20 protein-coding genes and 1 pseudogene are annotated in these 19,432 nt (G+C 70.4%); 6 read left to right on the forward strand and 15 right to left on the reverse strand.

The features are described from left to right. Positions 1–44: 44 nt before the first annotated feature. Positions 45–176 carry a hypothetical protein gene (locus NKG98_RS19020; RefSeq protein WP_256558421.1) on the reverse strand — a complete coding sequence of 44 codons (132 nt, stop codon included), beginning with the start codon at positions 174–176 and terminating at the stop codon, positions 45–47. Positions 177–293: 117 nt separating this feature from the next. Here NKG98_RS19020 and NKG98_RS14060 point away from each other — a divergent pair, with 117 nt between their 5' ends. Both NKG98_RS14060 and NKG98_RS14065 read left to right on the forward strand, forming a co-directional pair. Next, on the forward strand, positions 294–1,301 hold the full coding sequence (locus tag NKG98_RS14060; protein WP_254766539.1) for a PrsW family intramembrane metalloprotease: 1,008 nt from the start codon (positions 294–296) through the stop codon (positions 1,299–1,301). A 45-nt stretch (positions 1,302–1,346) separates the two neighbouring features. Further along, the gene (locus NKG98_RS14065; protein WP_254766540.1) at positions 1,347–1,730 is read left to right on the forward strand and encodes a hypothetical protein; all 384 of its coding nucleotides are present in this window, start codon (positions 1,347–1,349) and stop codon (positions 1,728–1,730) included. A 4-nt stretch (positions 1,731–1,734) separates the two neighbouring features. On the opposite strand, the gene NKG98_RS14070 is transcribed toward NKG98_RS14065, so the two are convergent. Beyond that, complete coding sequence (locus NKG98_RS14070; RefSeq protein WP_254766541.1) at positions 1,735–2,334, reverse strand: riboflavin synthase; 600 nt, start codon at positions 2,332–2,334, stop codon at positions 1,735–1,737. A gap of 111 nt (positions 2,335–2,445) precedes the next feature. Here NKG98_RS14070 and NKG98_RS14075 point away from each other — a divergent pair, with 111 nt between their 5' ends. Then, positions 2,446–2,688 carry a DUF7533 family protein gene (locus NKG98_RS14075; protein WP_254766542.1) on the forward strand — a complete coding sequence of 81 codons (243 nt, stop codon included), beginning with the start codon at positions 2,446–2,448 and terminating at the stop codon, positions 2,686–2,688. Here NKG98_RS14075 and NKG98_RS14080 read toward each other — a convergent pair. The 4 genes and pseudogenes from NKG98_RS14080 to NKG98_RS14090 form a co-directional block, all read right to left on the reverse strand. Further along, entirely contained in the window at positions 2,685–3,743 is a 1,059-nt protein-coding gene (locus NKG98_RS14080) for a M24 family metallopeptidase (protein WP_254766543.1), read from the reverse strand. The two genes, NKG98_RS14075 and NKG98_RS14080, sit on opposite strands and share 4 nt — an antisense overlap. Continuing rightward, the gene (locus NKG98_RS14085) at positions 3,740–5,644 is read right to left on the reverse strand and encodes a UvrD-helicase domain-containing protein (RefSeq protein ID WP_254766544.1); all 1,905 of its coding nucleotides are present in this window, start codon (positions 5,642–5,644) and stop codon (positions 3,740–3,742) included. Before NKG98_RS14085 ends, NKG98_RS14080 begins: the two co-directional genes overlap by 4 nt. Positions 5,645–5,763: 119 nt before the next feature. After that, positions 5,764–5,902: pseudogene (locus NKG98_RS19130) on the reverse strand (DUF7563 family protein); the annotation flags it as partial. A gap of 110 nt (positions 5,903–6,012) precedes the next feature. Then, positions 6,013–6,198, reverse strand: a complete 186-nt coding sequence (locus tag NKG98_RS14090; protein ID WP_254766545.1) for an HVO_0416 family zinc finger protein — start codon at positions 6,196–6,198, stop codon at positions 6,013–6,015. A gap of 144 nt (positions 6,199–6,342) precedes the next feature. Here NKG98_RS14090 and ubaA point away from each other — a divergent pair, with 144 nt between their 5' ends. Then, complete coding sequence (gene ubaA, locus NKG98_RS14095) at positions 6,343–7,167, forward strand: SAMP-activating enzyme E1 (protein WP_254766546.1); 825 nt, start codon at positions 6,343–6,345, stop codon at positions 7,165–7,167. A 22-nt stretch (positions 7,168–7,189) separates the two neighbouring features. On the opposite strand, the gene NKG98_RS14100 is transcribed toward ubaA, so the two are convergent. From NKG98_RS14100 to NKG98_RS14135, 8 genes are all read right to left on the reverse strand, one after another. Beyond that, positions 7,190–7,645, reverse strand: a complete 456-nt coding sequence (locus NKG98_RS14100; protein ID WP_254766547.1) for a desampylase — start codon at positions 7,643–7,645, stop codon at positions 7,190–7,192. Beyond that, on the reverse strand, positions 7,642–8,568 hold the full coding sequence (locus tag NKG98_RS14105; RefSeq protein ID WP_254766548.1) for a cobalamin-binding protein: 927 nt from the start codon (positions 8,566–8,568) through the stop codon (positions 7,642–7,644). Before NKG98_RS14105 ends, NKG98_RS14100 begins: the two co-directional genes overlap by 4 nt. Positions 8,569–8,603: 35 nt before the next feature. Then, the gene (locus tag NKG98_RS14110) at positions 8,604–9,122 is read right to left on the reverse strand and encodes a hypothetical protein (protein WP_254766549.1); all 519 of its coding nucleotides are present in this window, start codon (positions 9,120–9,122) and stop codon (positions 8,604–8,606) included. 96 nt (positions 9,123–9,218) lie between these two features. Further along, entirely contained in the window at positions 9,219–10,733 is a 1,515-nt protein-coding gene (locus NKG98_RS14115) for a carboxypeptidase M32 (protein ID WP_254766550.1), read from the reverse strand. 58 nt (positions 10,734–10,791) lie between these two features. Further along, positions 10,792–11,535: an SDR family oxidoreductase gene (locus NKG98_RS14120; RefSeq protein ID WP_254766551.1), complete on the reverse strand. Its 744-nt coding sequence runs from the start codon at positions 11,533–11,535 to the stop codon at positions 10,792–10,794. Positions 11,536–11,604: 69 nt separating this feature from the next. Next, positions 11,605–12,831, reverse strand: coding sequence for a Tm-1-like ATP-binding domain-containing protein (locus tag NKG98_RS14125; protein WP_254766552.1), 1,227 nt, complete (start codon positions 12,829–12,831; stop codon positions 11,605–11,607). Then, on the reverse strand, positions 12,831–13,664 hold the full coding sequence (locus NKG98_RS14130; RefSeq protein ID WP_254766553.1) for a phosphoenolpyruvate hydrolase family protein: 834 nt from the start codon (positions 13,662–13,664) through the stop codon (positions 12,831–12,833). Before NKG98_RS14130 ends, NKG98_RS14125 begins: the two co-directional genes overlap by 1 nt. Positions 13,665–13,807: 143 nt before the next feature. Beyond that, complete coding sequence (locus NKG98_RS14135; protein WP_254766554.1) at positions 13,808–15,334, reverse strand: carboxypeptidase M32; 1,527 nt, start codon at positions 15,332–15,334, stop codon at positions 13,808–13,810. Between the two features lie 143 nt (positions 15,335–15,477). Here NKG98_RS14135 and NKG98_RS14140 point away from each other — a divergent pair, with 143 nt between their 5' ends. Next, positions 15,478–16,338: a phosphatase PAP2 family protein gene (locus NKG98_RS14140; protein WP_254766555.1), complete on the forward strand. Its 861-nt coding sequence runs from the start codon at positions 15,478–15,480 to the stop codon at positions 16,336–16,338. Here NKG98_RS14140 and NKG98_RS14145 read toward each other — a convergent pair. Continuing rightward, a complete protein-coding gene (locus tag NKG98_RS14145; RefSeq protein ID WP_254766556.1) occupies positions 16,335–17,411 on the reverse strand; it encodes a M20 family metallopeptidase in 1,077 nt (358 codons plus the stop codon). The genes NKG98_RS14140 and NKG98_RS14145 overlap by 4 nt on opposite strands. Before the next feature lie 156 nt (positions 17,412–17,567). Here NKG98_RS14145 and NKG98_RS14150 point away from each other — a divergent pair, with 156 nt between their 5' ends. Beyond that, complete coding sequence (locus NKG98_RS14150) at positions 17,568–19,430, forward strand: PINc/VapC family ATPase (protein ID WP_254766557.1); 1,863 nt, start codon at positions 17,568–17,570, stop codon at positions 19,428–19,430. Positions 19,431–19,432 lie beyond the last annotated feature (2 nt).

The raw sequence follows: 19,432 nt of genomic DNA on the forward strand, positions 1-19,432 counted from the left end.
GCTCCCGGGTAGGGAGGCGGGACCTTAGTCGATTCCGGGTTCGGTCAGTCGTCGGCGGGCGAGCGGGCGGGGTCGGTCGCGTCGTCCGACGCGGGGGTCTCCGGTCGCGCTCGATCCTCCTCGTCGTCCGGTCCGGGCGGCGCCGTGTACAGGAATCCGCGGCTGGAAAGTCGCATGGACCCGGATCGGGGTCGAACCTCCTTAAGCGGTACCCTAATACTCGTATTGGTATTTAATATCATACTAGTACAGGCTCGCCAACGTATTTCCACGCCGTGGCCCATACCGGGGGTATGAAGCGCAGACGCGACCTAGTCGAGCGGTTCGCCGACGACGAGGCCGACCTCTACGACATCTCGACGTGGGAACCCCGTTCGCTACTCGACCGCTTCTCGTACGGGCTGTACGCCGCCATCAACTACGGACTGCACGGCATCGTCCTGCTCGTCGCGTTCGTGATCACGATTTCGTTGCTGGCCTCGCCGGCGCTGATCGTCGCCGATCAGCCGATCCTCGGCGTCTTCTTCGCGCTGTCGGTCGTCCCCGCGCTCCTGCTCGCGGCGTTTATCTGGCGCTCCGACATCACGACCAGCGAACCGCTCGGCCTGCTCGTCGCGACGTTCCTGCTCGCCGTGCTGTTCGCGACGTTCGCCGCCGTGGTCAACTCGGTCGCGTCGTTTCGCCTGCAGGCGATCCCGGTCGTCGGCAGCATCCTCTTTTTCTACCTCGTGGTCGGCCCCGTCGAGGAGGCGGTCAAACTCCTCGCCGTGCGCGTGCTGGCCTACCGGAACGCGAGTTTCGACGCGGTCATCGACGGCGCGGTGTACGGCGCCATCGCGGGGCTCGGGTTCGCCGCCATCGAGAACGTGATCTACATCGCCGGCACCATCGCCGACGTCGAGGCGGGGTTCTTCGCGGCCGCGACCGGGATCACGACCCTTCGCGCGCTCGTCGGCCCGGGCCACGTCATCTACTCGGCGATCGCCGGCTACTACCTCGGCCTCGCGAAGTTCAACCCCCGCTACGCCGGCCCGCTCGTCGTCAAGGGACTGCTCATCGCCGCGTTCGTCCACGGGACGTACAACTCCACGGTCGGCGTGGTGCCGTCGATCCTCTCCGGACTGTTCCCGGTGGGCCCCGAACTCGCGTTCGTCGGCTACGTCGTCGCCTTCGACGCGGCGATCGGCTACTACCTCTACCGGAAACTCAGCCGTTACCGTCGGACCTACCGCGCCGTCCGATCCCACGAGGAGACCGACCCGGCGCCGGAATTGACCGAGTTCGACCCCGCGCGCCGCTGATCTCCGGGCATAAGTGCTATATGTTAACGTACCGTGTTGTCGCCCATGACCGTCGAGCGATCGCGAGACGATGCGGGCACGACCGAGCGCTGGGATCGGGTGTTCGCGGCGCTCTCGGCGGAACCGCGCCGGCGGCTCCTCGCGTCGCTGCGCGAGGTCCCGCCCGAGCGGCCGGTGTCGCTCCCTGAGGCCGCGGCGTCCCCGACCGACCCGGTCGATCGGGACGCCCTCCGCGTCAGGTTGCGCCACCGTCACCTCCCGCTGCTCTCGGACTACGGCTACGTCCGCTGGGCCGACGACCCCTTCCACGCCCGGCGCGGCCCGGCCTTCGACGAGGTGTCGGTCGTACTGGAGGCGCTCGTCACGAACGCCGGCGCGTTCCCGGAGCGGCTGGTACGCGGCTGCCACCGACTCGAACGCGAGCGGTGAGCGGCTAGTCGAGGTGCGCCTCCAGCAGCCGTTCGACGTACTTCGCCAGCACGTCGACTTCGAGGTGGACGGGGTCGCCGGGTTCTTTCTCCGAGAGCGTCGTCACCTCGTAGGTCGTCGGGATGATCGCGACCCGCACGCGGTCGCCCTCGCGCTCGGCGACCGTGAGGCTGATCCCGTCGAGCGTGATCGACCCCTTCTCGACGACGTAGCTGTCGTACCCCTCGGGGAGCCGGAACTCGAAGTACCAGTCCTCGCCGACCGACTCGATCGTCTCCACCGTCGCCACCGCGTCGACGTGTCCCTGGACGACGTGCCCGTCGAACCGGCCGTCGGCGGGCATCGCCCGCTCGACGTTGACCGTCTCGCCGACGTCGAGGTCGCCGAGGTAGGTCCGTGCGACCGTCTCGGCCGCGAGGAAGACCTCGAACCACGCGCCCTCCTCGAAGCGCTCGACGGTCAGGCAGGCCCCGCTGACGCTGATACTCCGGCCGTGGGCCAGCCCCGCGGCCGCCCCGTCGGCCGCGATCCGTAGCCGCAGGCCGTCCTCGGTCTCCTCGCGGGCGACGATCTCTCCGGTCTCCTCGACGATCCCCGTGAACATACTCGGGGGTGGCCGCCGGGAGCCGAAATACGTTCCGATCCCGCGACGCATCTCGATTTCGTGACGGGAACGGTCGTCGCGTTTTTGCCCGAGCGCGCGCTACCCCGACCGATGTCCGGCATCCTCGATACGATCGCACTCGCGAGCGCCCTCGTCCTCGCGATTCCCGCGGCGCTGGCCGGCCTCGAGTTCCTGTTCGTCCGCGGCGACCACGTCACCGGGGTCGTCCTCCTCGTGCTCTCGGCGGGGCTCGTCGTCGGTCAACAGCGGCTCACGCTCCCGTCTGACGTTCCGGCTGAGGTCGCGAAACGCGTCCTCGGCTCGATTCCGAAAGAGCCCGAGGAGGACGACTAGACCTCGAACGCCGCCGCGGGCTCCAGCGAGCGCGCCGGCGCCGCGAGCGTCCGCGGTCCGTCCGCCTCGACCACGAGGAGATCCGCGAGGCGGACCCGGTTTTCCGTTCCGACGGCGACGTCGAGGCGGACGACACTCCCGGGACCGACCTCGTCGTCGCCCCGCGCGGGCCGTTCGACGGGGTCGAGGCCGACGCCGCGGACGCGCGTCTCGATCCCGTCGTCCTCGGCGAAGCCGAACGCCCGGACCTCGGCTTCGAGGTCGGCCTCGACGGCCGTCACCGACTGTACGTCCGCCGTCAGCAGCGCCCGGGCCGACCGGAACGCGTGCGTGATCGCCACGTGCGCGCGCCGCTCCGGGCCGCCCTCGCCGTCGACGACCAGCGTGCGGACGAGGGCGCCGCGGTAGCCGCCGGGTTCGCGCGGGGCGACCGAGACGACGATCGGTTCGCCGGCGCGCAGCGGCCCCGTTCCCGGCGCCGACACCGCCGTTCCGTCCGCCGGGGACGCCCCCGCGGCGACGACCTCGCGGTCGATTTCCCGGCGAAGCCGTTCGGGTGTCAGCGCCTCGTCGTCGCCCCGGAGGGCGCCGTCGACGACGGCCGCCCCGGCGAGGGTCGACGCCGCCCGGCGAAGCCCCTCGCTCGCGGCCGCCTGCGCGCGCTCGATCCGCTCGACCTCCGCCGGCGTCTTCCGCGCCCGCGCCCGTTCGAGGGCGTCGGTCGACGCGAGTTCGAGGCCGGCGCCTTCGAAGTAGAGCGCGGCGTCGTGTGGGATCGCCCGCGGACTCAGCACCCGCTCGGCGCCGGCGTCGGCGAGGGCCGACGCGAGGGCCGTCGCGGGGTGGGCCGCGTCGCTCGGGGCCGCCCCCCGGCGGCGCCACGACTCGCCGTCGAACGCGAGCGCGCGGATCGTCCCGGGTTCGGGGTCGTCCCCGCCGGCGCAGTAACGGATCGCGGGGTCGCGGGCGCGGCCGACGTGGACGAAGGCGTCGGCGTCGCGGGCGTCGAGTTCCGCGGCGAGGGTCGACTCGGCGCGGTTCCGCGGGCCGGTCACGGCGTCTCGGCTTCGACCTCCGGCGCGGCGGGCTCCTGGGCCTGCTCGACCAGTTCGTCGAGGCTGGCGCCGGTTGGCTGCCCGTTCAGCAGGACGTCGATCGGGAGGGTGGGGGCGCCGTCGACGAGGTTCTCGAGCAAGACGAGTCGCTCGCGGGCGCGGGACATGCCGACGTAGAAGACGCGCCGTTCGTTGTCGGTGAGGACGGGGACCGGCGAGGTGGTCTTCGTGAACTCCTCGACGCCGGGGACGTCCTCGACTCCGCCGGTTTCACCGGCTCCGTTCGACGTCTCCGACGTCGCTCGGTCCTCGACGGTGGCGACCATCTGCTCGACGACCTTCTCGGTGAGGTCGGTCGCGACGAAGACGTGGTCGGCCTCGCGACCCTTCGCGGAGTGGATCGTACCGACGCGGACGCGGTCGGTCTCCATCCCCTGGTAGGTGCCGATGGCGAAGTACGCCTGAACGCTCTTCTTCTGGAAGTTCGTGACCTTCCGGACCATGTCCGCCGCGGAGGCGGGGCCGGGCATGAACGGGGCGTAGTCCGTGACGACCTCCTTGGGGATCGTCAACTCTTCGAGGTCGTCGACGCCGGCGTCCTCCTTGCGCTCGTCGATCTCGTCGAAGAACTCGTCGCGCTCGTTCGTCCCGAACGCCGAGTCCATGAGCATGTCGGCGAGTCGGCGGGCCTGCAGGCCGGTGACGTCCTCGCCGGCGTCGAGGCGCTCGACCGCCCGGACGTACTGGGTGAGGCGGTCGGTCCACATCCGCTGGTCGGTCATCGCCGTGAACGGGACGCCCTCGGTGATGAACTCGTCGATGAACTGGAACATCTGGTAGCGCGCCCGGAACAGCAGCATGATCGTCCCCTCGCCGTCGACGAGGGTGCGCCGGACCATTCGGACGAGGTCGAGCATCGACGGGCTCCGGTGGGCCTCGACGGTGCCGCCCTCCTTGCGTGGCTTGAGGTCCTTGTCCTGGCGCTTCTCGATGTGGCGAATCTCCCGGTTGACCGCGTTGAGGACGTTCGAGGGCAGACGATAGGAGTTCGGCAGGATGACGTCCTCGTCGACCGCCTCGTCCAGGAGCAACGCGGGGTCGGCGCCCTGCCAGGAGTAGACGACCTGGTCGTCGTCGCCGGCGATCAGGACCTTCTTCATGTGGGGTTTCCACTCCTGGTAGACGTCGTACTGCAGCGTCGTGATGTCCTGGAACTCGTCGATCACGAGGTAGTCGACGTTCGGGAGCAGCGACCGCTGTTTCACCCGTTCGAGCATGTCGGCGAAGCCGATCTTCCCCTCCGTACCCTTGTAGTTGCGCCAGGCGCGGATCGCCTCGGGGACGTCGATGCGGTCGTCGTCGGAGGGCCACGTCGGCGTGTACTTGTTGCCCTCCTGGGCGTTCGGGTCGATCTCCGGCGGCAGGCGGACCTCCTCGACGTTCCACTGGAAGGGGACGTCGTACCAGTCGGAGACGTCGCGCCGGGTGCGCTGGAGCCACTGGCTGGTCGCGATGACCTTGTTGCCGATCGTCGTCGACCGGGCGGTCCGGCGGCCGGCACCGGAGTACTCGTCCTCGTATTCGATGCCGTACTGGTCGCAGAACTCCTCTTTGTCCTTCTCGCCGATGACGTCGCCGCGGGAGAGATCGAGCAGGTCGTAGGCCTTGGCGTGCATCGTGCAGACGTTGCCCTGCAGCGCCCGGGGGCTCTCGTCGAGGCGCTCGGCGAGGCGCTCGCGGACCTCCTGTGCGGCCGCTCGCGTGTACGAGACGACGAGAATGTCCCGGAAGGAGACGTCGTCTTCCTCGAGGATGTCCTCGACGCGGTTGAGGAGGGCCGTCGTCTTCCCGCTGCCGGGGCCGCCGAACAGGCGGGTGACGTGCGTGTCCGTCGTAGCCATTGTAGCTGTTCACGAACGCGACACCTATAAGTGACGTGGGTTTTCCTCGGCGGCGGATTCGACAAATCTTTCGCCAGTCGCCGCGTTCGGCGGTTTCCCGGCCGTCCGCCGTCACCCGTCGACCGTTCCGGGGCGACCGGGCGGTTCGCCGCGCCGTCGCGGATCACGTCCGTACACTCCGGGCTGGCGTGGGTCGTCGACGTCGGTCGGCACGTACGCGTCCGTCACGAACGACCCGCAGTTCTGGCACTCGGGCACGTGACCTCACGTCGTCGTAACTATCCCACAGGGCACACTCGTATCGACGTGTCGACGTCAAAATCGGCCGACGCGGCGTCGCGCCGGTCACGCCCTCGTCGGGGCGGCCGTCACTCCCGCGGATCCCACCCGCAGACGGTACACCAGGTCGCCGACGTGTCGTGGAGGCCGCCGCAGTCCGGACACTGCTTCTTGTTGTGGTCGCGTTCCCACCCCGTTCGCTCGACGGCGTGACCGCGGTCCGTCAGGAACTGGTCGAAAACGTCCTCGCCGGCACCGTCGGGTGAGGATGCCATACGTGTGTTAAGGTACACCACGGTATTAAATCGTCGGGTCCGGACAGGCACTGCCTCCTTCGTCGCCGCGAACCCGTCGTCGCGCCGACGGATCGCCTCCCGCGGCCCGTCGTCTTTTTCCCCCTCTCGTCCCAACGGTCGGGCATGAGCGACCTCCGCCTCGACGCGACCCAGCTCGACCGCTACTCGAGACACGTCATCATGGACGAGGTCGGCCCGGAGGGACAAAAGCGGCTGCTCGACGCGTCGGTGCTGGTCGTCGGGGCGGGCGGGCTGGGCTCGCCGGCGATCCAGTACCTCGCGGCGGCCGGCGTCGGCCGACTGGGCGTCGTCGACGACGACGTCGTCGAGCGATCGAACCTCCAGCGGCAGGTCGTCCACGGCGACGAGGACGTCGGCCGCCCCAAGGTCGACAGCGCCGCCGACTTCGTCGCCCGGCTGAACCCCGACGTCGACGTCGAAGCCCGCGAGACGCGGCTGGCCCCCGACACCGTCGCGGACCTCGTCGACGGCTACGACGTCGTCCTCGACGCCAGCGACAACTTCGCGACGCGGTACCTGCTCAACGACTACTGCGCGCTGACCGGGACGCCGCTCTCCCACGGCGCGATCTATCGCTTCGAGGGGCAGGTGACGACGTTCTCGAACGACGAGGACTCCCCCTGCTACCGCTGTATCTTCCCGGAGGCACCCGAACCCGGCACCGTCCCCGACTGCGCGACGACGGGCGTCCTCGGCGTCCTGCCGGGGACGGTCGGCTGCATTCAGGCCACCGAGGTCGTCAAGCACCTCATCGGCCGCGGCGACCTCCTCGAAGGGCGTCTCCTGCTGTACGACGCGATGGGGATGACCTTCGAGACCGTCTCGGTTCGACCGAACCCGGACTGTCCCGTCTGCGGCGACGACCCGGCGATCGAGTCGGTCCACGACGTCGAGTACGAGGAGACCTGTTCGATCTCGGCGGACTGACGCCGGTCCGGGTCGAGTCGGCTCACGCTCGCTCGTCGTCCACGACGATCCGCTCGCGCTCGAACCGCTCCTCGCCCGCCCGCCAGCGCCACGACCGTACCGTCGTCTCGTCCGCGGACGAGACGATCACGTGGGATCGATCGGGCCACGCCGCCGCCTCGGCGTCCGTCGGCGAGGGCGCCGGCGGCCCGCGCGGGTGGGAGTGGTAGAAGCCGACGATCTCCTCGCCTCGCGATTCGAGCCGTTCGAACGTTTCGAGCGCCTCGACCGGGTCGATCCGGTAGCGTCGCCGCGGTTCGTCGGCCGCGTTCCGCGTCCGGTAGCGCGACGCCACCCGACTCCGCTCGTCGCCGAACGTGCCGCCGAGGACGCCACAGACCTCCTCGGGCGCGCCCGCACGCGCCTCGGCGACGATCGCCTCGCGGATCGACCGCGGCAGGACGAGCGTCGGCGCCGCGCCCGGGCGGTCGTCGCTCACGCCTCGGCCCGCCGTTCGAGGTCGGCGAGCGGGACCGCGACGTCGGCCGGCGGCGCCTCGAACCGCTCGGGGTGGACGATCGGCGCGAGCGCCTCCAGCGTGTCCACCAGCCGCGGGCCCGGCCGGTTGAGGTAGTGGTCGCCGTCCATCGCCCACGCGCGGCCCTCGCGGACGGCGGTCAGGTCGTCCCACCCCTCGCGGTCCGTGAGGTCCGCGAGGTTCGCCGCCGTCCGGTCGAGGCCGAAGCCACAGGGGGCGACGACCAGTACCTCGGGGTCGTACGCGACCAGTTCCGCCCACTCGCGCGGCCGCGAGCGCTCGCCCGGGTCGGCCAGCCCGTACTCGCCGCCGGCCCACGAGACGAGTTCCGCGGTCCAGTGGCCCGCGACCATGACGGGATCGGTCCAGTCGAGGATCGCCACCCGGGGGCGCTCCTCGGTCGCGAGGTCGGCGGTCCACTCGCGGACGGCGTCGATCCGGCCGTCGAGCGCGCGGATCACCTCCCGCGCGCGCTCCTCGCGGCCCGTCGCCTCGCCCACGCGTTCGAGGTCCGCGAGCACGTCGTCGACGGTGTGGGGATCGGTCGTCAACACCTCGGGATCGGCCTCGATCCCCGCGAGGGCGCGCTCGACGACGACCTCGTCGACCGCGCAGACGTCGCACATCCCCTGCGTGACGATCAGGTCCGGGTCGAGGTCGTCGAGCGTCTCGACGTCGACGTCGTAGACCCCCTCGTCGGCCGCTTCGAGCACCTGCCGGTCGATCTCGCCGCTCGCGGCGTCCGCGTCGATCCGCGAGGCGGTGACCGCGGGCGTCTCCCGGGCCGCTGGCGGATAGTCGCACTCGTGGGAGACGCCGACTGGGTCGAGCCCCAGCGCGTAGACGATTTCCGTCGCCGACGGGAGCGTCGTGACGATTCGCATGGCCGTCGCTACGGACCCGCGGCTCAAAAAGCGTGCTAGCGGTCGTCCCCGTTCCCGTCGTCGGCGCCACCTTCCGCGCCGAGTTCGTCCGGCCGGAACTCGTCGCCCGCGACGTCGGCGTCCGCCTCCTCGTCGTACTCCATAGTCGCGTGACCCTCGGGCGATCCCTCCTCGATCTCGATGGTGATCCCCGACTCGGCGGGCCGGTCGGGCCGGCCGAGCAGGCGCTCGACGCCGCGTTCGGTCTCGGCGTTGATCTCCCAGAGGGTTCGTACGGCGCGGTCGACGTCGCGGGCGACCTCGCTTGCGTTCCGGTCGCGGGTGAACTCCTGGACGCTCCGGGCGCCCTCGGGGTGGAGGTACTGGAGGGGGTGGTCCGACGGCACCTCCCGCAGGTCGACCTGGAGCCCCCAGAGGTACGGCAGCAACTGGACGGCGTACCCCTGTGGCTTCGGCGCGCGCCGGCCGGCGGCGGTCAGCGCGACGGTGACGGCCGTCGACTCCGCGTCGGTGTCGTAGTAGATGCCCGGCAGGGCGGGAATGTCGATCTTCACGGTGGCGGACCGACGGGGCCCCGACGGGAGAGCGTGCGCCCGGCACTCCCACCCCCGTTTTATACGACCCGGGGTATCGACGCGGCGTGGGCCACGCTACAGGTCGTAGAGGTCCCGGAACTTCCCGTCGACGTACGATAGGAAGTAGTCGGCCGTCAGCGGTTCGCCGGTCGCCACCTCGATCAGTTCCTCGGTGGTGTACCGCTGGCCGTGGCGGTGGACGTGCTCGGTCAGCCAGTCGCGTATCGGCGCGAACTCGCCCTCGCGGACGAGGTCGTCGACCGCGAGGTCCTCGCGCATCGCGGCGTCGAGTTGGGCGGCCAGCACGCTCCCGACGGTGTAGTTCTGGAAGCGCGCGAAGCCGGACGACCAGTGGGTGTCCTGCAGGCACCCCTCGGCGTCGCTCTCGGGGCTCACGCCGAGGTACGACTCCATCTTCCGGTTCCACTCCTCGGGAATCTCCTCGACGGGGAGGTGGCCCTCGACGAACGCGCGGTCGATCTCACAGCGCAGGAGCACGTGGAGGTGGTAGGTGAGTTCGTCCGCCTCGACCCGGATCGGATTGTCGGGGTCGACCCGGTTGACCGCGGCGTAGGCCTCGTCGACGGTGACGTCTTCGAGGCCGGGGAGGTGCTCTCTCACCGTCGGGAGGAAGAACTCCCAGAACGCCCGCGAGCGGCCGACGTGGTTCTCCCAGAACCGCGACTGGGACTCGTGGACGCCCGACGACCGCGAGGCGCCAAGCGGCGTGCCGTACTCCTCGTCCGGGAGGCCGAGCTGGTAGGTGGCGTGGCCGAACTCGTGGATCGTCGCCAGCAGCGCGTCGAGCGGGTCCTCGGGGTCGAACCGGGTGGTGACGCGGGCGTCGAACTGGTTGCCCGCCACGAACGGGTGCGACGCGGTGTCGAGGCGGCCCCGGTCCCACTCGAACCCCAGTGCGTCGAGGGCGGCCTCCGAGAGCGTCCGCTGGCGCTCCTCGTCGTACTCGCGGCCGCGGAACGGCGACGGCAGGTCGCGGCCGCGTTCGCGGATCTCCTCGATCAGCGGGACGAGGTGCTCGCGCAGGTCGTCGAAGATCCGTTCGACGGTCTCCAGCGGGAGGTAGGGCTCGGCGTCCTCGAACAGCACCCGGTAGGGGTTCTCCGCGGGGTCGATCGCCCGCGCCCGCTCGCAGTGGAGGTCGATCAACTCGGCCAGCGCCGGCGCGAACCGCTCGAAGTCGTCGGCCTCCTTCGCCTCCTGCCAGACCTGCTGGCTCTCGGTCCGGTGGCGCGCGAGCCGTTCGACCAGTTCCGCGGGCACCCCGGCGGCCCGCTGGTGTTCGCGGCGCAGTTCGCGGACGACCGCCGCGCGCTCGTCCGGGAGGTCGGCGCCGCGCAGCGTCTCGAGCCACTCGCCGACCGCGTCGTCGACGAGCAGGTCGTGTTCGACCGACGACAGCGTCGATAGCTGCTCGGCCCGCGCCGGCGTCCCCCCGTCTGGCATCGTCACCCGCTGATCCCAGGCCAGCACCATCGACGCCTGCCTGACGTTCGCGAGCTTCCGCGACCGGTCGAGGAGTCGCTCGTACGCCCCCGGTTCGGCCGCCTGATCCTCGTCCGTGACCCCCATATTTCGTCTCGAAAGAGTGAATCGAGGGACGTTAAGCTCTTGGGCCGATGACAGGCCGCTAGAACCCGCCGAACTTGTCCCGCCGGTAGAGGTCGAGTTCGGTCACCGACGAGCGCTCGCGCGTCGCGGCGAAGGCGATCGCCGCGGCCACCTCCTCGGGTTCGGTCACCTCGCCCGCGTCGAACCGCTCGGCGAAGGTGTCGCCGTCGGTCGTCTCGAACTCCGTGCGCACCTCCGAGGGGTTGACGACGGTGACGCCGACGCCGTCGCCGCCGACCTGCGCGGCGACGCTCTTGGCGAAGCCGCGCACCCACCACTTCGTCGCGGCGTAGACGGGGTTGAACGGTCGCGGGTACTGGCCCGCGAAACTCCCGACGAAGAGCAGGTGGCCCTCGCGCTCGCGGACGTGCGGGAGCGCCGCCCGCGTCGCGTAGAAGACGCCGTCGACGTTGGTCGCCTGCATCAGGCGGTACTCATCGGTCGGCAGCGACTCGACGTCGCTGCCCCGCGCCAGACCCGCGTTGTTCACGAGCACGTCGAGTCCGCCGAAGGCGTCGACGGCCGCCTCGACGAGCGCCTCGACCTGCGCCTCCTCGCGGACGTCCGTCGGGACCGCGAGCGCCTCGACGCCGTGGGCGTCTTCGAGTTCGGCCGCCAGCGCCTCGATTCGGTCCTCGCTGCGCGCGGCGAGTGCCACGTTCGCGCCCTCGGCGGCGAGCGCGCGGCAGGTCGCCGCGCCGATGCCGGAACTCGCTCCCGTGACGATCGCCGCCGCCCCGTCGAGGCGTCTCTCGGATGCCATGCGCGTGACATCGCGTTCGAGGGGGTTCGGCCTTTCGGCGACGGGAAGGCGGAGGCGAGTGGAGGGCGTCTACGCCTCGGGACCGAGGCCGGCCTCGCGTACGTACTCGTCGAGTTGTTCGGCGATGGCCTCCGCGAACGCGTCGTCGTTGATCGCGGCGTCGAGTTCGAGCAGTTCGACGTCGTCGCCGAGGTTCTTCCGGAGCGCCTCGAACAGCGCCGCGTCGGCCTCGGGGTCGTGGAAGTCCTCGCCCTCCGCGTCGAGCATCGAGACGCCCCCGAGCGGGAGCGCGAGCGTCGTCGGCCCCGTCGCGGCGGTGAGCTTCTCGGCGAGGATCTCGCCGAGTTCGGCGTTCTCCTCGGGCGTCGTCCGCATCAGCGTCACCTGCGGGTTGTGGACGTGGAAGGTGCGCCCCTCGAACTCCGCCGGGACCGACTCGCGGGGCCCGAAGTTGACCATGTCGAGCGCCCCGGTCGAGACCACCTGCGGGGTGCCGGTCTCGGCCGCGGCGTCGAGCCGATCCGGGCCGGCGTTGAGGACGCCGCCGACGAGTTCGTCGGCCCACTCGGTGGTCGTCACGTCCAGTACGCCGTCGATGACCCCCTGGCGGACGAGGTCCTCCATCGCGCGGCCGCCGGTGCCGGTCGCGTGGAAGACGATCGTCTCGTAGCCGCGGTCTTCGAGGTACTCGCGGGCCGTCTGGACGCAGGGGGTCGTGACGCCGAACATCGTGATCCCGATCGTGGGCCGGTCCTCGACCTCGACGTCGGGTTCGTTCGCGACCATCCCGACCGTCGCGAGGGCGGCGTTGGCGATCACCTTCCGCGAGAGCTGGTTGAGTCCCTCGATGTCCGCGACGGAGTACATCATCGCGACGTCTTTGGCGCCGACGTACGGCTCGGTGTCGCCCGAGGCCATCGTCGAGACCATCAGCTTCGGGACGCCCACGGGCAGCGCCCGCATCGCCTCGGTCGCGATGGAGGTGTTGCCGGAGCCGCCGAGGCCGAGTACTCCGTCGAGGACGCCCGCCTCGTGCAGGCGCGTCGCGACGGCCGCGGCACCCTCGCCCATCGCCGTCATCGCCTCGCCGCGGTCGGCGTCCTCGCGCAGGCGTTCGAGGGTGGTGTCGGCCGCTTCGGCTACCTCCGCGGCCGACGTGTCCGGCTCGATCTCGGGGTCGCCCATCACGCCGACGTCGACGACGTGGACGTCGACCCCCTGGGACTCGACGACGTCCCGCGCGAAGCCGATCTCTTCGCCTTTCGTGTCTAACGTGCCGACGATGACGACCGCCATCAGAGGTCGATCCCCTTGAACTCGCGGGCCTGATTCTCGATCGCCTCCTCGGTGGGCAGGCGTTCGAGGCTGGAGGCGCCGAAGAAGCCGACCACGCCCTCGGTGTTCTCGAGGACGTACGCGGCGTCGTCGGGCCAGGCGATCGGACCGCCGTGACAGATCACGAGCACGTCCTCGTCGACCTCCTTGGCGGCGTCGTGGTGGGCCTGTACCCGCTCGGCGGCCGCTTCGAGGTCGAGGGCGGTCTCGGCGCCGATGTCGCCCGACGTGGTCAGGCCCATGTGCGAGACGACGACGTCGGCGCCCGCCTCGGTCATCTCGCGGGCCTGCTCCTCGCTGAACACGTACGGACACGTCAGCATCTCCTGTTCGGCGGCCTCCTGGATCATGTCGACCTCCTTGTCGTAGCCCATCCCCGTCTCCTCGAGGTTCTGGCGGAAGCCGCTGTCCTCGTCGATGAGGCCGACGGTGGGGAAGTTCTGGACGCCCGAGAAGCCCCGCCGCTTCAGGTCCTCGATGAAGACGTCCATCTGCCGGAACGGGTCGGTGCCGTTGACCCCGGCCAGCACCGGCGTGTCCTCGACTACCGGCAGCACCTCGTGGCCCATCTCGACGACGATCTCGTTCGCGTCGCCGTACGGCAACAGCCCCGCCAGCGACCCCCGGCCGTTCATCCGGTAGCGCCCGGAGTTGTAGATGATGAGCAGGTCGACGCCGCCGCGCTCGGCGAACTTCGCCGAGATGCCGGTGCCCGCGCCCGCGCCGACGATCGGTTCCCCGTTCGAGACGGTCTCCTCGAGTCGCTCGCGCGACTCCTCGCGTGTGAATTCCATGCACGACTGACGTCGACACGCGGGGACATATACCTACGTCGTGGTTCCCGCGACCGTGCCGTCGACGGAACGTATATGGCGCCTGAACGGTCGGCGAGAACAGAGAGTCGCGGTTCGCGGGCGGTCGTCCCCGGGGCCGGGGCTCAGTAGCCGTCGAGGTCGTACAACTCGCCGTACTTCCCCTTCGCGTACTCGAGGAAGTGGTCGGCGGCGTACTCCTCGCCCGTCGCCTCCTCGATCAGGTCGGGCGTGGTGTAGCGCTTGCCGTGGCGGTGGACGTTCTCGCGCAGCCAGCCGTTGAGCCGGTCGAAGTCGCCGGTGCGGACGTCCCCGGAGAGGTCGCCGAGTTCGTCCTCGGCGGCGGCGTACAGTTGCGCCGCGAGCACCGACCCCAGCGAGTACGTCGGGAAGTAGCCGAACGAGCCGTGGCTCCAGTGGATGTCCTGCAGACACCCCTCGGCGTCGGTCTCGGGGCGGACGCCGAGGTACTCCTCGTACTTGTCGTTCCAGACCTCGGGCACGTCCTCGACGTCGAGGTCGCCCGAGATGAGGTCGCGTTCGATCTCGAAGCGGATCACGATGTGGAGGTGGTAGGTGAGTTCGTCCGCCTCGACCCGGATGAGGTTGTCGTCGTACACCTGATTGGCGGCCTCGTAGGCCTCCCCGGGGCCGACGTCCTCGAGTTCGGGGAACCGCTCGCGAGCGGTCGGCAGGAAGTACTCCCAGAAGGCCTTCGAGCGGCCGACGTGGTTCTCCCAGAGCCGGGACTGGGACTCGTGGACGGTGAGGTCGCGCGACTCGCCCAGCGGCGTCGCGTACCCCTCGTCGGGGAGCCCGAGGGTGTAGTTGGCGTGGCCGAACTCGTGGATCGTCGAGGTGAGCGAGCCCAGCAGGTCGGACTCGTCGAACCGCGTCGTCACGCGGGCGTCGAACTGGGTGCCCGAGGAGAACGGGTGCGGCGCGGTGTCGAGGCGGCCCCGGTCCCACTCGTACCCCAGCGCGTCGAGGGCGTCGCGGGCGAGCGCCTCCTGGTCGTCGTCTGCGAAGGTACCCGAGAAGGCGTCGGTGGCGAGGTCGGCGTCGCCGTCCTCGATCGCCTCGATCAGCGGCACGAGTTCGTCGCGCAGGCGTTCGAGTACCCGCTCGGCCGTTTCGAGGTCGAGATAGGGCTCGTAGTCGGCGAACAGCACCGCGTACGGGTCGGCGTCGGGGTCGATGTGGTTTGCGTACTCGCGTTTGAGTTCGACGAGTTTCTCGAGCGTCGGCGCGAAGGCCTCGAAGTCGTCCTCCTCTTTGGCCTCCTTCCAGACGGGGTGGGCGTTCGAGGTCGTCTCGGAAATCTCCTCGACGAGTTCGCTCGGGACGCTCGTCGCCCGGTCGTACCGGCGTCGCACCTCGCGGACGACCGCCGCCCGCTCGCCGGAGAGGTCCTCGCCCTCGAGTTCGTCGAGCAACTCGCCGGTCTCGTCGGCCGTCAGCAGTTCGTGGCCGACCGACGACAGCGTCGACAGCTGTTTCGCCCGCGCGGGCGTCCCGCCCTCGGGCATCACGACCTCCTGATCCCAGCGGAGGACCCCCGCGGCGTTCTGGACGTTCGCGATCCGTTCGACGCGCGATTCGAGTTCCTCGTAGGCGTCGCCCTCCGCGGACCGTGCTTGATCGGTGGACATCGAATCGAAATACTCGTGGCCGGCCAAAGAAGTTCGCGTTTCGCTGTCACCCCCCAACCGGGGGACAGTAGGCGCCAGTTTTTTTCGTACTCGGACAGTACTCGCAGAGCGACGCACGCCCCTCCACGAATCCCCCGAGAGCCATGTCCCTGTTAGCACTCCTCGCACTCGTATCGCTGATCGTCGTCGGACTGGCCGTTCCGACGTGCGCGGTCTGTGGAGTCAACCCGCTCGTGCTCCTCCGCGAGCGGGGCGAACTCCGCGCGCGAGCGATCGAGGTGAGCCCCTACGTCGCCGTCCTCGGGGCCGTCTACCTCTTCAACCGGTGGTCGCACGCGGGCGGCCAGCGCGTCTCCGAGGCGGTCGGCCTGCACATCACCGACGCCCTCTACGCCGTGGAAGGCGACTTCGTCGCGGCCCTGCAGGCGGCCATCCCGCCCGGGCTGACCGGCTACTTCTCGTTCGTCTACCTGTTCGGCTTCACCTTCCTGCTCGTGTTCCCGATTCTGGCGTACCTGGTCCACCCCGCCCGGCGGCCGCTGAAGGAACTCTTCGTCGCCTACGCGGTCAACTACGGCGTCGGCGCCGTCTGTTACGTCCTCTTCGTCGCCCAGGGGCCGCGGAAGGTCCTCGCCACCGTCGGCGCGCCGATGTTCGAGCGCTACCCGGAGGTGGTGACGCTCACCGCGGCGGTCAACACCAGCACGAACGTCTTCCCGTCGCTGCACACCTCGCTCGCGGTGACCGTGGCGCTGTTCGCCTGGCGGACCCGCGCCCGGTACCGCCCGTGGGCGTGGCTCGCGACGTTCCTCGCGGCGAACGTCCTCGTCGCCACGATGTACCTCGGCATCCACTGGCTGGTCGACGTGGTCGCGGGGGTCGTCCTCGCCGTCGCCAGCGTGCTGATCGCGCTGACCGTCGTCCGGGCGGACGAGGGCGAGCGGGACGGAGAGCGGGCCGGGGGCGCGGCCCGGGCGGTCGAGTCGGCGTCGGCCGGCGACTAGGGCCGCGGCCACGACTCGGCCGCCCGCCGGTAGATCCCGTAACACCGTTCGAGGACCTCGATCGAGACGCTCTCGTCGGCGGTGTGGGCCTCGCCAGGCTCCGCGGCCCCGCAGACCACGCACTCGGTCCCCGCCGCCGAGAGCCACCCGGCGTCGGTCGCGTGGGGCTTTGCCACCGCCTCGGGCGACCCCGACTGCGCCGCGTCGGCGGCGTCGAGAACCGCCTCGACGAACGCCTCGTCGGTACACGCCATCGGCGGCAGGTCCTGGTCGACGGTCCACTCGACGCCCTCGATCCCCTCGACGCGTTCGAGGGGGGTGCGCTCGCCCGGCACCGTCCGCTCGTCGACGGTCACCTCGCAGCGCTCGGGGACCACGTTCATCGCCGTCCCGCCCTCGATCCCGGTGACGACGACGCTCCCCGCCAGAGCCTCGCCGGCCACCTCGACCGACGGGGGTTCGACGTCGCGCACGAGCGAGACGGCGTCCGTCGCGCGGTAGACGGCGTTCGCGCCCGCCTCCGGTTCGCTCGCGTGTGCCGCCGCGCCGCGGGCGACGATCGTACTCCCGCGACGGCCCTTGTGGGCGACGGCGACGTCCGTGACGCCCGCCGCGGAGTAGCCCGTCGAGCCCTCGCCGACGACGGCGTAGTCGGGAGCGAAGCCGTTCTCGATCGCGTAGCGGGCGCCGACGCCGCCGTCTTCCTCGCCGACGAAACTCGCGAAGACGAGTTCGCCCGCCGGGTCCGCGTCCCGGAAGCCGACGGCGGCGGCCGCGAGCGACCCCTTCATGTCGGCCGTCCCGCGGCCGTGGAGGCGGCCGTCGCGCTCTTCGACGACGTACTCGCCGTCCTCGACCTGCGCGTCGTCCGGCGGGACGACGTCGTGGTGGCCGACGAGCGCCACCCGGTCGCCGGAGCCCTTCCGGGCGAGCACGTTCCCGGCGCCGTCTCTGGTCACGTCGGCGTCGGTCTCGCGTCGCAGCCACTCCTCCAGATAGTCGCCGGCGGCCGTCTCGTCCCCGTGGCTCGGGATCGAGACGAACTCGCGGGCGAGCGTCGTGAGGTCGTCCATGCGGGCCCTCCGTCGGCGGGTCAACTAAAGCCCACGGCGCGGCGCGAGTTCCTCCGGCGTGGCAACCGGTTCCTGTGAGCCTCCCCGCCCGCCTCCGGCGATCCCATCCCCGCCGTCCCCGCAGCCTTTTACGCGCACGCGACCAACCGGCGGGTAATGAACGTCGTGCCGGACACGAGCGTGGTCATCGACGGCCGCGTCTCCGCGGCGATCGATGACGGGCAGTACGAGGGAGCGACGGTGTCGGTCCCCGAGGCGGTCGTCGCCGAACTCGAGGCACAGGCCAACGACGGCATCGACACCGGCTGGGAGGGTCTCGAGGAACTCCAGCGGCTGGCCGACCTCGCCGAGGAGGGGGTCGTCGAACTGGAGTACGTCGGTTCCCGCCCGAGCGCCATCGAGCGCGGGCACGCCTCCGAGGGCGAGGTGGACGCGCTCATCCGCGACCTCGCCGAGGACCTCGACGCCACCTTCGTCACCAGCGACGTCGTTCAGGCGGAGGTCGCGAGAGCCAAGGGGCTCGACGTGGACTACATCTCGCCCGAACGCCGCCGGGTGGGCGAACTCGCGATCGAGGACTTCTTCGACGACGAGACGATGAGCGTCCACCTCAAGACCGACGCGGTGCCGATGGCCAAACGCGGCGCGCTGGGCGCGATGCGCTACGAACCGATCGACGACGAGCCGATGGCCGAGGCGACCGTCGACGAGTACGCCCGCGAAATCGTCGACGGCGCCCGGGAGGCCTCCGGCGGCTTCATCGAACTCTCGGAGCCGGGGATGAAGATCGTCCAGTTTCGCGACTACCGGATCGCCATCGCCCGGCCGCCCTTCTCCGACGGCATCGAGATCACCGCCGTCAGGCCGATCGCCCAGACCGACATCGAGGACTACGACCACGCCGACGAGTTGAAAGAGCGCCTGCTGGAGCGCCAGCGCGGCGTCCTCATTTCGGGCTCCCCGGGGGCCGGGAAGTCGACGTTCGCCCAGTCGGTCGCCCGCTACCTCTCCGAACACGACTACGCCGTCAAGACGATGGAGAAACCCCGCGACCTGCAGGTCGGCCCGGAGATCACCCAGTACACCGAACTCGGCGGCCGGATGGAGAAGACCGCCGACGCCCTGCTGATGGTCCGGCCGGACTACACCATCTACGACGAGGTCCGCAAGACCGACGACTTCGAGGTGTTCGCGGACATGCGACTGGCGGGCGTCGGCATGATCGGCGTCGTCCACGCCACCCGGCCGATCGACGCCCTCCAGCGGCTGGTCGGTCGCGTCGAACTCGGGATGATCCCCCAGGTGGTAGACACCGTCGTCTTCATCGAGGCCGGCGAGGTCGACACCGTCTACGACGTACACACCGAAGTCAAGGTGCCCGCGGGGCTCACCGAGGAGGACCTCGCTCGCCCGGTCATCCTCGTCACCGACTTCGAGACCGGCGAACCGGCCTACGAGATCTACACGTTCAACCGGCAGGTCGTCACCGTCCCGCTGACCGACGAGGACGGCGAGCGCGAGTCCGGCGTCGACCGCATCGCGAAAGGCGAGATCGAACGCGAGATCCGCTCGATCGCCCGCGGCTACGTCGACGTCCACCTGAAGGGCAAAGACCGCGCGGTCGTCTACGTCGAGGAGGACGACATCTCGAGCGTCATCGGCAAGGGCGGCGGCCGCATCCAGGACGTCGAGAACCGCCTCGGCATCGACATCGACGTCCGCACCCACGACGAGAACCCCCACTACGGGACCGGCGGCGGTTCGAACGCCGGCGGCGCGAGCGCGAGCGCCGGCGGGTCGGGCCAGATGGTCACCCCGGAGATCACCTCCCGGCACATCGTCATCCCGGTCGACGGCCACCACGGCGAGACCGTCGAGGTGCAGGCCGGCGACGACTACCTCTTCACGGCGACGGTGAGCCGCGGCGGGGAGATCCAGGTGTCGCGTGGCAGCGCGATCGCCGACGAGCTAGAGCAGGCGATCGACCGCAAACAGCCGATCACGGTCGTCTCGTCCTGAGC

The sequence above is a fragment of the Salinilacihabitans rarus genome, assembly GCF_024296665.1.
GTDB lineage: Archaea > Halobacteriota > Halobacteria > Halobacteriales > Natrialbaceae > Salinilacihabitans > Salinilacihabitans rarus.